The sequence below is a fragment of the Enterococcus sp. E5-37 genome, assembly GCF_035726925.1.
In the GTDB taxonomy this organism is placed as follows: Bacteria; Bacillota; Bacilli; order Lactobacillales; family Enterococcaceae; genus Enterococcus_B; species Enterococcus_B faecium.
Genome location: NZ_JAPMLG010000001.1, coordinates 302,836 through 316,898 on the forward strand (window position 1 = coordinate 302,836; position 14,063 = coordinate 316,898).

A 14,063-nucleotide genomic window follows, 5' to 3' on the forward strand; every position below is an offset into this window, starting at 1 on the left:
ATGAGCAAAAAAGAAAAACTAATCTCGTTGATCGTATTGGTTTGCCTTGTTCTTCTGGTCACTGTCATAGGCTATCAGAAATACCATGAGAACATCAGACCTACTAAAGAATCTTCCCCAGCCTCGACCGTTGAAACAGAACCGATAAGTAGTCAGAAAGAATAATTTTTTTAGTTTAAAAAAGAACATCAGAGCAAAAAAACACCAACTGAACAATATGTCGTTTATTTTAAAAAAAGTTCGGTTTTTCACTTTATGTAATCGCTGAGAAAACTTTTTTTAATAAAAAAAGTCGAAAAACTCTAGCTTTTTTGTAAACGGTATGATATACTATAGGAGTAGTTTTTGTTCGGTAATCTGTGGTAGCTTGTTTCAAATAAACATCTTCCAGATATACACCATTCAAGTAATTGCAAAATATGTGTTGATACACAAGGAGGATTTTTATTATGGAAACAGGTACAGTAAAATGGTTTAACTCAGAAAAAGGATTTGGATTCATCACTGCAGAAAACGGAAACGATGTATTCGTTCATTTCTCAGCTATCCAAGGCGACGGATTCAAAACTTTAGAAGAAGGCCAAGCAGTAACTTTCGATGTTGAAGAAGGCCAACGCGGACCTCAAGCAACAAACGTTACTAAAGCTTAATTAACCTATACTAAAAAATAAACGCCCAGACATTTGCGTGTCTGGGCGTTTTTGTCTATTTTCTTTAAAAAGCGATGAGAGTATTTTTCTGCACTTTGTAGTATAATTTCAAAAGAACATTAGAGGCAGGAGAAGAGGAAGATATTTTGAAACCAAGAACTTATGCAGTCGTTGATATCGAAACGACTGGGACGAATCCAAAAGAAGATCGGATCATCCAATTTGGCTGCGTCATGATTGAATCAGGTCGGATCACTTCACGTTTTTCGATCGATATTCATCCAGGGCGGAAGATTTCAAAACAAATCCAGCATTTAACAGGGATCACGAATCAACGCGTCCAAAAAGCGCCTTATTTCGAAGATGTCGCCCAAACGATTTACAATCTTTTGGCAGACACCATATTTGTCGCGCATAATATTTATTTTGATTATAATTTTTTGAACCATGAACTCATGCGATGCGGACTTCCTAGTTTGAAGATACCAGGCATCGATACAGTAGAACTTGCACAAATTTTCTTGCCGACGGAACCAAGCTTTCGCTTAGCTGATTTGTCAGAAAGCCTTGGATTTATTCATGAGAATCCTCATCAGGCAGATAGTGATGCCGAAGTGACAGGTCAACTTCTTTTGCTGATCGAAGAACGGATGAGAAAATTGCCAATCATCACGTTAGAGCAGATTGCGCGATTAAGTAGACACACAGGTATGGATACGAGTCGTTTCATTTATCATGTGATTGAAGAAATGAAAGAAAAACCAGAGCCACTTGATCCCTCGTTAGAAATCGTCGATGGGCTAGCTTTACAGAAAAAAGAAGTGGAACTATTCACATCCGTCCATTATGGCGAGCGGACATATCCAAGAAAAAAACAAGCAAAAGAAAAAATGTTTGGTAAAACACTGATGTATCGAAAAGAACAGAACAGACTGATGAATGCGGTCTACGACCATTTCACAAAAGATGAATCAAAAGATTTGATGATCGAAGCTGCTACAGGAATGGGTAAAACAATCGGTTATCTGCTGCCATTGAGTTATTTGGCTACACCTGAAAAACCCGCTGTCATCAGTACCGTTTCGCTAGTTTTGCAGCAGCAGATCATAGAAAAAGACATTCCATTGCTGAATCAATTGCTAGATCAGCCCATACAACCTGTAATTATCAAAAGCTATCGCCACTATATTGATTTACAGCGTTTTAAAGGCACACTTGTGGAACCGCCAGAACAAAAACAATATGCTTTGTATCAAATGGCGGTCTTAGTTTGGCTGACGCAAACGAAGACCGGTGATTTGGATGAATTACATTTAACAAATTTGAACCATTCATTCTTTGCAGATATCGCGCACAGAGGTATTGGATTTTTAGCAAGAAATCAGTCATTTTACGAACAAGACTTTGTTCGTTTCTTGCAAAAGAAAATCAGGCAAAGTAATTTTTTGATTGTCAATCATGCGTTTTTAATACAAGAAACACAGCGAAAAGAACCATTGCTTCCAGCTAGTCCATTTTTGTTGATCGATGAAGTACATCATTTGCCGGAAATCGCTGAAAAAGTAAATGACAAACGATTAAGTATTAACTATTTCCATAAACAAATCCAGCAATTAGAAGAACCAAATCAGCTGTTTGACCGAATACAAAGCTATTTACCGAAAGAACATGAAGCCTTACGCTGGTTATCGATTTATCGAGAAGAACTTTCTGCGCTATGCGAAGCACAGATTTGTATGGCAGAAGGATTAATGAGTTTAGTGAGCGGCAAGCAACCTAACGGACAGTATCCAGAAGAAGTCATGATGACAAAAGAGATGTTGGATCAGCTGCCACTGGAATCTGGGACAGCCATTGATCACCTGCAGCTTTTTTATCAGGAGATCCAGCAGCTACAGTCACAAATGCGTCTGACTTTTGAGATTATCCAAGAAAGCTGGACAAACCAGATGCGGATCGATTTAGCAAGTTTATATAGCTTATTTGATCAATTAGACAAGCAGTACTTGCTGATGGATCAATGGCTGGAAGACTGGCGAGATCATTTGATCCATTGGTTCGTTCCTGGGAACACAGCGCAGCAGATGATTTTTCATCTCCATGATTTTCAAGCGGCTATGTTGCCGTCGACTGTTTGGTATCCTCGATATGATCGTATTCTTTATATTGGAGGAACGCTGAAGATCGGCCCTAATCGACACTATCTCTCTAAGCGGCTTGGCATTGAAGCAGCACCTCTTAAAGTGATTGCCTCTCCTTATGATTATGAGAAACAGGCAAGGATCTATGTGCCAAAAGAGGCACCTGCCGTCCATCAAGTCAGCAATCAAGCATATATCGATTATTTAGAGACAGCACTTACAGGTCTGATCGAACAAGAAGATCGGCCAATACTTGTGTTATTCACTTCTCATGATGTTTTGCAGAAGGTCTATCAGAAAATGCATCTGTCTATGCTAGAAAAAGGACGAGAAATACTAGCTCAAGGGTTTGGCGGAAGCCGGGAGAAGCTTTTGAAACGCTTCATTTTGTCAGAAAAAAGCGTATTGTTTGGCGCTGACAGCTTTTGGGAAGGTGTAGATTTGCCTGGAGATGCTTTGCAGATCGTTGTAGTCACACGTTTACCCTTCGATAATCCGCTTCGCCCGATGGTCAAAGCTAGGAACGCTTATTTAGAATCAGAGGGGATCAATCCTTTTTACCAGGAATCCGTACCTAAAGCAGCTTTGAAGTTACGCCAAGCATTAGGTCGCTTGATAAGGACGGAGACAGATCGTGGCGTATTGCTTATTTTGGATCGAAGACTAGTCACTGCAAAATATGGCGCACGGATCATCCATGCATTACCGAAAAAAGTACCGATCAAAGAGCTAGCTATGGAGGAAATCTATCAGGATATCCATGAATTCTTAAAGAAAAATGAAGAAGGAAGTTAGAGGAGCTGTCTTTTTTCATAATTAAAATCTGCTATAATGAAAAGGAATGAAGATAAAGGAGCGACGACCCTTGAAGAAAAAACAGACAAAGGAAAAAACGATTAATCGCGTGTTACTTGGCTTGATCGTATTTTTATTAGCGGTCATCGTGATCAGCTCGATTTTTTACTTGCGTTCCAGTCGTCCGGCGGTGCAGGCGAAGAAAGAAGCAGTAGAAATCGCAAAGAAATATGCAAATCTTGAGGAAGCCGATCATTTTTATTGGTTTACTCGAAAGAAGACATACTTTTCACTGACAGGTACAAATGATAAAGGAAAAGAAATCGCCGTTATCATTCCTAAATCTGGTGAAAAAGTAAAAGTATTGGATCAAACAAAGGGACTGACTGAAAACGAAGCAAAACAGACAATTGCTGCGGCCCATCCTGAAATCCAAATCGAAAAAGCTGCTTTAGGGATGTATGATGATCAGCCTGTGTGGGAAGTAGTAGGAAAAGAAACAAATGGGAAACTGAATTATTACCTGATTGGCTTTGAATCTGGAGATGAAGTCAAGACAATCAAGGGAATTTAAAAGGTAAAGGAATGAATGGGATGGAGTTATCAAAAAGAACAAAACGATTAGAACCGTCTGTCACTTTGGCAGCTGCGGCAAAGGCCAAGGCATTAAAAGCAAAAGGCAGAGATATGCTGAGTTTGACTGTGGGAGAACCGGATTTTGCGACACCAGAAAACATCCAAGAAGCAGCAATCGAAGCAATCCGCAACGGGAAAGCTAGCTATTATACACCAACAGCAGGAATCCCAGAGCTTCGACAGGCAATCGTTGATTATCTGAAGAAAAACTATGGACTTGTCTATGAACCTTCACAAACAGTCGTAACAGACGGAGCGAAATTTGCTTTGTATACCCTTTTCCAAACGATCCTTGACCCGCAAGATGAAGTCATCATTCCTGTGCCTTACTGGGTCAGTTACGGTGAGCAAGTAAAACTGGCAGAAGGACTTCCTGTCTTTGTGAAAGGGGAAGAATCCAATAGCTGGAAAGTTACTGTTGAACAGCTAGAACAAGCACGTTCAGAAAAAACAAAAGCCGTAATCATCAATTCTCCATCGAATCCGACTGGAATGATTTATAGCAAGAATGAACTGCAGGCAATCGGTGAATGGGCAGTAAAAAATGATATTTTGATAGTTGCTGATGATATTTATGGTCGTTTAGTTTATAATGGCAATGAGTTTACTCCAATTGCAACGATTTCAGAAGCAATCAAAAATCAGACTATCATCATCAACGGCGTGTCTAAAACATATGCGATGACAGGCTGGCGCATTGGTTATGCGGTGGGAAATCCTGTGATCATCAATGGAATGATCGCTGTTGCTTCCCAGTCAACCAGTAATCCGACAGCAGTCAGTCAATATGCAGCTGTTGAAGCATTGAAAGGCGAGCAAGATACAGTGGAAGAAATGCGGAACGCCTTTGAAGAACGCCTGAATACGTTATATCCGCTTGTGGCAGAACTGCCGGGTGTTTCTCTTGAAAAGCCACAAGGAGCTTTTTATCTTTTTCCTAATGTAAAAGAAACGCTACGCATGTGTAAATATGAAAATGTCACACAATGGGTAGAAGATCTTTTAGAAGAAACAGGGGTAGCGCTTGTGACTGGCGAAGGCTTTGGGGCACCAGAAAATGTCCGCATGAGTTATGCTACTGATCGCGCTACGTTAGAAGAAGCGGTACGCAGAATCAAGCAATTTATTGAGAGTAAAAGTCAAAATTAATCCTGAAGAAATTCAAGGAATATAAAAGGAGAGTCATACGTGGAACAAATTCAAATCATCGATTCGAAAAACCATGTGGGAGAAACAGTAACAATCGGCGCTTGGGTCGCAAATAAGCGATCAAGCGGAAAAATCGCATTTTTACAATTAAGAGACGGAACAGCCTTTTTCCAAGGTGTAGTTGTAAAAAGCGAAGTGTCGGAAGAAGTTTTCCAAACAGCTAAAAATCTACACCAAGAAACATCCGTGTTAGTAACTGGAGAAATCCGTGAAGACAGTCGTTCAAAATTTGGTTATGAAATCGGAATTACAAATGTGGAAGTGGTAAGCGAGAGCCACGATTATCCGATCACACCAAAAGAACACGGAACAGACTTCTTGATGGATCATCGTCATTTATGGCTGCGTTCTTCAAGACAACATGCGATTATGCAGATCAGAAATGAAATCATTCGTGCAACGTATGAATTCTTTAATCAACATCATTTTGTCAAAATTGATCCGCCGATCTTGACTGGTTCTGCACCAGAAGGCACTACGGATCTATTCGAAACAAATTACTTTGATCAAAAAGCTTATTTATCTCAAAGTGGCCAATTATACATGGAAGCTGCTGCTATGGCTTTCGGAAAAGTCTTTTCATTCGGTCCGACTTTCCGTGCTGAAAAATCAAAAACACGACGTCATTTGATCGAATTCTGGATGATCGAACCAGAAATGGCTTTCACTCATCAAGAAGAAAGTTTAGAAGTACAGGAACAATATGTAGCATTCTTAGTACAAAATGTTTTAGATCATTGCGAATATGCATTAGATGTACTAGGACGAGACAAAGAAGTCTTAAAAACTTATACAAAATTGCCATTCCCTCGTATTACTTATGATGATGCGATCGAATTACTGAAGAAAAATGGATTTGATGACATCGAATGGGGCGAAGACTTTGGTTCACCTCATGAAACGTTCATTGCGAATTCATTCGAACAGCCTGTCTTTATCCTAAACTATCCAAAAGCCATCAAGCCATTCTACATGAAACCACATCCAACAAGAGAAGACGTGGTGATCTGTGCAGATATGATCGCACCAGAAGGTTACGGTGAAATTATTGGCGGAAGCGAACGGGCAACAGACTATGATTTCTTGCTAGAACAAATCCGTAATCACGGTTTGGATGAAAAAGAATATTCATGGTATCTTGATCTACGTAAATACGGTTCTGTTCCGCACTCTGGTTTTGGTCTAGGTCTTGAACGAACAGTCACTTGGATTGCTGGTATCGACCATGTACGTGAAGCTATTCCATTCCCACGTTTGTTGAACCGAATTTATCCATAAGAGGTGATGAAAAAGCTGTTCTGCATCAAGTAATTAGAACAGCCAAGCAAAAACAGCTGTTCATGTTTTTGAATTGGCGGGACTTATTACCGCAGATGTAAGCTTTTGAATACCGTTTAGTGGAGAGGTTGTGAAAAAGCTGTTTAGTTTCGAGTATTAAGAAAAATTTTGTGGAAATGGCTTTCCACATTTTTGCATAAATTTGGCTTAATACCGAGAAACTGGCTTTTGAACACCGTTTAAGGAAGAGGTTGTGCGCCTGCCGTTCAGCTCCGAGTCACAAGGAGTAATTTCAAAAAACAGTTTTTCATGTTTGATGACTATTGTGACTTGTGACCGAGGAGTTGGCCGGAGAGCACCGTTTATTCTAAAAAAGAACTGCGAACTCTCGCAGTTCTTTTTTTAAAATACGGGATAAAGGAAGTTTCCAGCAGACAAGAGAAGAAAGCAAAAGAAATTGCTATTTGATTCACAAGGTTCTATAACGAAATCGCAATCAATCAAACATTTACAAAGAAGGTAATTCAAATGGAAATCTGATTTGATGATGCTTCTGCTGTTGAAATAAAGCAGCATCTAGCACCTGAAAACAAACTAATAGTAACATTCGAAGATGGAGTAGGTCCGTATTTTCAGCATGCAATAATCCATATGTAAGTTCAATTCACCCTTGAAATCATCGGACCAGATAAAGTTATGACCAATCTATCCCAAGCAATCTAGAAGAGATATTAGTAAAGGGACATTTACTAGAAGTCTTAGATGAGCCTATAAATATATGTTTCGATGGCGTCATCAGTGGTCTGATTGACGGAAGCTTGGGTGTGATCGATCTCTCTGGACCAAACAACGAAGGAATCAAGGGGAATCCGGCACGTTAAGAAAAAAATAGCATAAAAAACTAGACACTTGATGAGCGTTCATTCAATTGTTTGAAGGGACTAGGCTGGTGTCATTTTTTATACATATATTTTCTCTTTCGTCTTGATAGGGCTTATGGGATAATATAAGGAAGAAAATCATCGTTTTATTCAAAAAGGAGTTTTTGACAAATGAAAAAACGTATATTATTTATCGGTGATAGCATTACAGACGCAGGAAGAGACCGAGCAGAAGCAACTGATCTAGGTAAAGGTTATCCACTTTTGATTGCCGGAAAACTAATCTCCCAATATCCAACGATGGAATTTGAATGCATGAACCGTGGGATAGGAGGAGACAAAATTGCAGATCTGCAAGTACGCTGGCAAGAAGATTGTTTAGCTTTACAACCTGACTATGTATCGATTTTGATCGGAATCAATGATACCTGGCATAATACTAGCGATCAGGCTATATTCGGAACTGAGAAATCTGCTCAGCAATTTGAATCCGTTTATCGAAAATTACTAAATGAACTTCAAACAGCGGGAATCTGCAACATCATCTTGATGGAGCCGTTTGTACTTCCTATAACCGACGACCGTCATGGCTGGCGTAAAGACTTAGACCCTAAAATACAAATTGTTCGTAAACTTGCTAAGGAATATGGCGCATTGCTGGTTTCTTTAGATGGCATATTCAATGCTTTAGGGATTGCTTATGGTTTTTCGAAATATACAAGAGAAGATGGGGTCCACCCAACGATTGGCGGACATGAGATCATTGCACAAAGCTGGATAGATGCAATTGCCGCAGTCGATTTTTTTAGTGGAGATAAAAATGAGCAAAAGAAAAGTGAGAAATGATGGAAATACGGTGGGCAGTAAAAGAAGATCTACCTCAAATCAATCAGCTGATTACTGATCATCCAGAATCATTCGTAAAAGCAAAAACGGCAGCTGACCTAAATGATAAGAATAAACTATTGCTCATTGCTGTAACAAAAGAAAAACGGATTATCGGATTTGCGCAAGCGGACGTGCAACAGTCAGAAGAACGATTGGATCAGCGACCATCAGGAAAACTAATCCAACACACATTAGTAACAAAAGAAAATACGGAAGAAATCCAAAAAAAATTTGCAGAATATTTGATGCTGGAAGCTAAAAAAAGAAGAATAAAATCTTTTTTTGCCCAGTTTTAATCAAAAACAGTAATAGAAGGAGAAATACAATGAGTTGTTTAGGAAATGTCATCTGGTTTATATTCGGCGGACTAATCGGTGGTCTTAGCTGGTTAGCAGCGGGGATACTTTGGTGTATCACGATCATAGGTATCCCAATCGGTATGCAATGTTTTAAGATCGCCTCCCTTTCTTTTGCGCCTTTTGGCAAAGAAGTAATTTATCACCAGTCTGGCATATCATTGATCGTTAATATCATCTGGCTGATCGTTTCAGGCCTACCAATTGCTCTCGCACATGTCGTCAGCGGCATCCTTCTATGTATCACGATCATAGGGATACCTTTTGCCAAGCAATCTTTCAAACTTGCTCGATTGGCGTTGATGCCATTTGGTGCAGAAATTGTATAAAAAGAGAATAATAAAGGTTAGAAAACGCATAGAGTCAGGTGGGATACATGTATTTCACCTGACTCTATGCGTTTTCCTGTATAAGTTCTTCCATGTGACTTTTACGTCTTTTATTTATATGGGATTACTGTTTATGGAAAGTTGAAATAATTTTCATTAAAGAACTCTTTCTATATTTTTGAAAGCTTAGTGGAGCTTCGAATATCTGGGAAGGACATTTTGCAGGGATTGAAAAAAGATATTGCCCTATCGAAAAATTAATGAATTTAGACAAATTGCCAGCAACAGGCTTCAAACTTAGTTGCTATCCTGTCAAGATCAAGAAGGCAAGTGCGGGTTGGATAAGAGCAGTGGCAATGATCGAAGAGAAAAAGAAAGAATAAGCCAAAACATCTGTATGGAAGAAATTTTCCGATGCAGATGTTTTTCATTTTTTCTTTCGGATACCTTGACATATGAATAGCCGTTCATTTATAATTAGTTATGAAGAGATATTCATATGTTGAGGCGAGGAGGTCATTAAAATGAAAAGTTACAGATTAGAAGGTTTAGATTGTGCGAACTGTGCAATGAAAATCGAAAAAGGAGTTCAGAAGATCAATGGAGTCAAGGAAGCGACGGTAAACTTCACTTCTGGAAAACTAACGATTGACGCAGAGGAAGATCATTTGGCTACGATTGAACAAGAAGCAAAAAAAGTAGTGAAGGAATTAGAACCAGATGTCAAAGTAACAGAAATAGATAAGGAAAAAGTATCTGAACATGGAAATGAAAAAGAGAGAAATACGCTGTTCCGGATTTTATTTTCCCTTGCAGGTATCGCTTTATTGCTATTACTTGATTTTAATGAACCAATTCGCTTGATAGGGTATTTATTGATTTATCTGCTGATAGGATATGATGTAGTGAAGAAGGCAGTGATGAATATCGTCAAAGGAAAAATCTTTGATGAGAATTTTCTTATGTCTGTTGCTACGATTGGCGCTATGTTGATCGGTGAATATCCAGAAGCCGTAGCAGTGATGCTATTTTATCAAATCGGCGAGTATTTCCAAGGATTGGCAGTCAGTCATTCAAGAAAATCGATTCGCGAATTGATGGCGATCCGTCCAGAAACAGCTCACGTGCAGACGACGGAAGGATTGATGACCGTGAACCCTGAAGACGTGCAGATCGGTCAGTTTGTACTTGTGAAGCCTGGTGAACGTGTACCGTTAGATGGAACGATCATCGAAGGAGAATCATTAGTCGATACGTCAGCACTTACAGGAGAATCAGTCCCTAAATCTGTATATGTTGGTGAAACAGTATTAAGCGGATTTATCAATAAAAATAAACCATTTTTAGTTCAAGTAGAAAAATCTTATGAAAATTCTACTATCAGCAAATTATTAGAATTAGTAGAAAATGCCAGCAGTAAAAAAGCACCAGCTGAAAATTTCATTACTAAATTCGCGCGCTATTACACACCAGTCGTTGTAGGATTGGCCGTTTTATTAGCTGTTTTACCTCCACTTGTTGTTTCTGGAGCGGCGTTTTCTGAATGGATCTATCGAGCATTGACATTTTTAGTGATCTCATGTCCATGTGCATTAGTGATTTCCGTGCCACTTAGTTTCTTTGGCGGTATCGGAGGAGCAAGTAAAATCGGTGTATTAGTAAAAGGTTCAAATTACTTGGAGTTGCTTGCGCAAACCGAGACAGTGGTATTCGATAAAACCGGCACATTAACGAAAGGTGACTTTTCGATCCAGACGATCGATACAAAAATCGATCCAAAGATATTCATGCAATATGTTGCGAGTGCAGAACAGTTTTCTACACATCCGATTGCTCAATCTGTTTTAGAAGGCTACGCAGGTCCGCTTTTACCAACAGCTAATATCCAAGAATTTGCAGGTGAAGGGATCTTAGCTGAAGTTGATGGCAAACAAGTATTAGCAGGTAATCACAAATTGATGGAAAGATTTGAAATCTCTTTTCCTTCAAGTCAAGAAATCGGTACATTGCTTTATCTAGCGATCGATCAAAGTTACAGTGGTTATCTTGTTATTGCAGATACCTTGAAAGAAGATGCCGTAGACGCATTGGTTCAATTAAAAAAGGCTGGTGTGAAGAACACAGTCATGTTGACGGGCGATTCGAAAAAAATTGCTGATCATATCGGGAAGCAAGTAGGCGTGGACAAGATATATAGCGAATTGCTTCCAGAAGATAAAGTGCAGCGGTTAGAGGAAATCTTACAAAGAAACAATAAAAAGACCGCATTTGTCGGAGATGGAATCAACGATGCACCGGTGCTAGCAAGAGCAGATGTAGGAATCGCAATGGGTGGATTGGGAAGCGATGCTGCAATTGAAGCAGCAGATGTAGTCATCATGAATGATCAACCATCGAAGATTGCAGAAGCAATCCATTTAGCAAAGAAAACATTGAAAATCGTCAAACAGAACATTGTCTTTGCTATTGGGATAAAAATTTTGGTACTTGCCTTAGGTGCTTTTGGTTTTGCATCAATGGGAGATGCAGTATTTGCAGATGTTGGGGTGACAGTATTAGCTGTTTTGAATGCCATGCGAAGCTTGCATGTAAAAAATAAACGTTGATAAATGAAGAGGACGAATGAACGTCCTCTTTTTTTTATATCCTTTTCTTAATGAAAAATGTAAAGAAAATAGATAGGATTATAAAATAACTAATGTTTTTAATTTTGCAGAAAATTCAAAATAGCTTGAAATTCAATAAGGTCAATGAAATAAAAGAAAATAACTTATTTTTTTGATGGAAAAAATATGAAAAAACGATGTGTATTAAATAAAAGAATACACACATAAAATAACACTGTCTTGTAAGTTTGTTAAAAATTGAATATGATTACATCTGGATAACAAATTTTTATCATAAAGGAGAGAACGAATGAACAACAAACAATTACGCTGGTTTACTGTTGCGTTAATTGCATTTAACATGGTTTGGGGCATGGGGAATGTAGTTAATAACTATGCTCAGCAAGGAGTATCAGTTGTCACCTCTTGGCTATTGATTTTGGCCATTTATTTTATTCCATACGCATTGATCGTTGGACAATTAGGATCAGCCTTCAAGGATAGTAAAGGAGGCGTCAGTTCATGGGTCGAAAATACGACATCTAATAAACGACTGGCATACTATGCCGCTTGGACTTACTGGGTCGTCCATATTCCTTATTTGGCACAAAAGCCTCAAGCAATCCTGATTGCTGGCGGTTGGGCAGTCCAAGGAAATGGAAATATCGTAAATACGATGTCAGTACAAATGGTAGCAGTTATTTCACTTATTATATTTCTTGCCTTTTTATATTTATCAACAAAAGGACTTTCTACTTTGAAAGTGATTGGCGGACTGGCCGGAACAGCGATGTTCGTCATGTCGATCTTATTTATTCTTTTAGCTGTAACGGCACCGTTCATCAATCCAACGATGGAATTTGCCACACCACATATGAATCAAGTGAAAACATATATTCCAACATTTGATTTCAGTTATTTCACAACCGTTTCGATGCTAGTATTTGCAGTTGGAGGAGCGGAAAAAATATCCCCTTATGTCAACTCTACAAGAAATCCTGCAAAGGAATTTCCTAAAGGGATGATCTTCTTAGCAGCAATGGTAGGGATTTGTGCTGTATTAGGCTCAGTCGCAATGGGTATGCTGTTTGCTAGCGATAATATTCCTAAAGACTTGATGGCAAATGGGGCATACAGTGCTTTTCAAATTTTAGGTAATTACTATGGTATCGGTAACTCATTGATGATCATTTACGCATTGACAAACATGATTGGACAAATCTCCGCATTAGCCTTTTCAATTGATGCACCACTAAAAATCTTGTTAGCAGATGCGGATCCAGAATTTGTACCAAACTGGCTACGTAAACGTAATCGTAAAGGTACATTGGTGAATGGTTATCTTCTGACAGGTATACTAGTAGGAATCATTATTTTGTTGCCGATCTTTGGTATCAAAGATATGAATGAATTAGTAAAATGGTTGACGAACTTGAACTCAGTTGTCATGCCAATGCGTTACCTATGGGTGTTCTTGGCATATATGATGTTGAATAAAGCTTATAAGAAATTCAATTCTGAATATAAATTTGTTAAAAATCCAAAAATCGGTTTTATCTTTGGTGCTTGGTGCTTTGCCTTCACTGCGTTTGCATGTATCCTAGGAATGGTGCCAAAAGTAGATTATACTGCTGATCCTAAAGCATGGTGGTTCCAATTATTCACGAATATCATCACACCAATTGTCTTGATCTTATTAGGTATGATCTTGCCAGCAATTGCTCGTCGAGACAAAAACAAAGAAATCACTGAACCAGAAACAGTGGTTCAGCCTTAAAATAGAAATACTTGTTACAAGAGGTTGTGACAGAAGTGGTCAGCTTCAAGAAATAAGAAGGAATTTACGAAAATTGCTTCTCAAATTTTTGTGAAGTTTCGGCTTGTTTTTCGCAGAAGCTACTTCTGGAACACCGTGAATCAGAGGTTGTGAAAAAGCTGTCCTGCATCAAGTAATAAGAACAGCCAAACAAAAATAGCCCCTCATATTTTTCGTTTGGCTGGGCTTATTACCGCAGATGCAAGCTTTTGAACACCGTTTAAGAAAGAGGTAGTGAGCCTGCCGTTTAACTCCGAGTCACAAGGAGCAATTTCAAAAAACAACTTCTCATGTTTGTTGACTATTGTGACTTGTGACCGAGGTGTTGGCAGGAGAACACCGTTTAAGGAAGAGGTTGTAAAATCAGCGATTTGACCTGAGTATTAGAGAAACAAACGGAAAAATAGCTCCTCATATTTTGCCGTTTTTTGAGCTAATGCTGAAGGTCAGCTGATTGAACACCATTTATTCGAAACAA

The 14,063-nt window shown here is 38.8% G+C and carries 11 protein-coding genes; all 11 read left to right on the forward strand.

Annotated elements, in window-relative coordinates; genetic code table 11:
* Positions 1 to 165, forward strand: a complete 165-nt coding sequence (locus OS138_RS01440) for a hypothetical protein (RefSeq protein WP_002299526.1) — start codon at positions 1 to 3, stop codon at positions 163 to 165.
* A gap of 284 nt (positions 166 to 449) precedes the next feature.
* Entirely contained in the window at positions 450 to 650 is a 201-nt protein-coding gene (locus OS138_RS01445; protein WP_002288762.1) for a cold-shock protein, read from the forward strand.
* Between the two features lie 146 nt (positions 651 to 796).
* Positions 797 to 3,586, forward strand: a complete 2,790-nt coding sequence (locus OS138_RS01450; RefSeq protein WP_002304681.1) for a helicase C-terminal domain-containing protein — start codon at positions 797 to 799, stop codon at positions 3,584 to 3,586.
* Positions 3,587 to 3,632: 46 nt separating this feature from the next.
* A complete protein-coding gene (locus tag OS138_RS01455; RefSeq protein WP_002348809.1) occupies positions 3,633 to 4,160 on the forward strand; it encodes a cell wall elongation regulator TseB-like domain-containing protein in 528 nt (175 codons plus the stop codon).
* A 20-nt stretch (positions 4,161 to 4,180) separates the two neighbouring features.
* Positions 4,181 to 5,371, forward strand: coding sequence for a pyridoxal phosphate-dependent aminotransferase (locus tag OS138_RS01460; RefSeq protein WP_325069599.1), 1,191 nt, complete (start codon positions 4,181 to 4,183; stop codon positions 5,369 to 5,371).
* Between the two features lie 39 nt (positions 5,372 to 5,410).
* Entirely contained in the window at positions 5,411 to 6,709 is a 1,299-nt protein-coding gene (gene asnS / locus OS138_RS01465) for an asparagine--tRNA ligase (protein WP_002288767.1), read from the forward strand.
* Positions 6,710 to 7,761: 1,052 nt separating this feature from the next.
* Positions 7,762 to 8,436 carry an SGNH/GDSL hydrolase family protein gene (locus OS138_RS01470; RefSeq protein ID WP_016629777.1) on the forward strand — a complete coding sequence of 225 codons (675 nt, stop codon included), beginning with the start codon at positions 7,762 to 7,764 and terminating at the stop codon, positions 8,434 to 8,436.
* A complete protein-coding gene (locus OS138_RS01475) occupies positions 8,433 to 8,774 on the forward strand; it encodes a hypothetical protein (protein ID WP_016629778.1) in 342 nt (113 codons plus the stop codon). The genes OS138_RS01470 and OS138_RS01475 overlap by 4 nt, the downstream gene beginning before the upstream one ends.
* A gap of 29 nt (positions 8,775 to 8,803) precedes the next feature.
* Entirely contained in the window at positions 8,804 to 9,163 is a 360-nt protein-coding gene (locus tag OS138_RS01480; RefSeq protein WP_010727534.1) for a YccF domain-containing protein, read from the forward strand.
* 524 nt (positions 9,164 to 9,687) lie between these two features.
* Positions 9,688 to 11,769 (forward strand): heavy metal translocating P-type ATPase, encoded by a 2,082-nt coding sequence (locus OS138_RS01485; RefSeq protein ID WP_249513661.1) that lies wholly within the window; start codon positions 9,688 to 9,690, stop codon positions 11,767 to 11,769.
* Positions 11,770 to 12,079: 310 nt separating this feature from the next.
* Entirely contained in the window at positions 12,080 to 13,546 is a 1,467-nt protein-coding gene (locus tag OS138_RS01490) for an APC family permease (protein WP_002288779.1), read from the forward strand.
* Positions 13,547 to 14,063 lie beyond the last annotated feature (517 nt).

Excerpts from the sequence above, each read along its gene's own strand:
- OS138_RS01470 (WP_016629777.1), top strand. The coding sequence starts at position 7,762 with ATGAAAAAACGTATATTATTTATCGGTGATAGCATTACAGACGCAGGA.
- OS138_RS01480 (WP_010727534.1), top strand. The coding sequence starts at position 8,804 with ATGAGTTGTTTAGGAAATGTCATCTGGTTTATATTCGGCGGACTAATC.
- OS138_RS01485 (WP_249513661.1), top strand. The coding sequence starts at position 9,688 with ATGAAAAGTTACAGATTAGAAGGTTTAGATTGTGCGAACTGTGCAATG.
- OS138_RS01460 (WP_325069599.1), top strand. The coding sequence starts at position 4,181 with ATGGAGTTATCAAAAAGAACAAAACGATTAGAACCGTCTGTCACTTTG.
- OS138_RS01475 (WP_016629778.1), top strand. The coding sequence starts at position 8,433 with ATGATGGAAATACGGTGGGCAGTAAAAGAAGATCTACCTCAAATCAAT.
- OS138_RS01455 (WP_002348809.1), top strand. The coding sequence starts at position 3,633 with ATGAAGATAAAGGAGCGACGACCCTTGAAGAAAAAACAGACAAAGGAA.
- OS138_RS01440 (WP_002299526.1), top strand. The coding sequence starts at position 1 with ATGAGCAAAAAAGAAAAACTAATCTCGTTGATCGTATTGGTTTGCCTT.
- OS138_RS01490 (WP_002288779.1), top strand. The coding sequence starts at position 12,080 with ATGAACAACAAACAATTACGCTGGTTTACTGTTGCGTTAATTGCATTT.
- OS138_RS01445 (WP_002288762.1), top strand. The coding sequence starts at position 450 with ATGGAAACAGGTACAGTAAAATGGTTTAACTCAGAAAAAGGATTTGGA.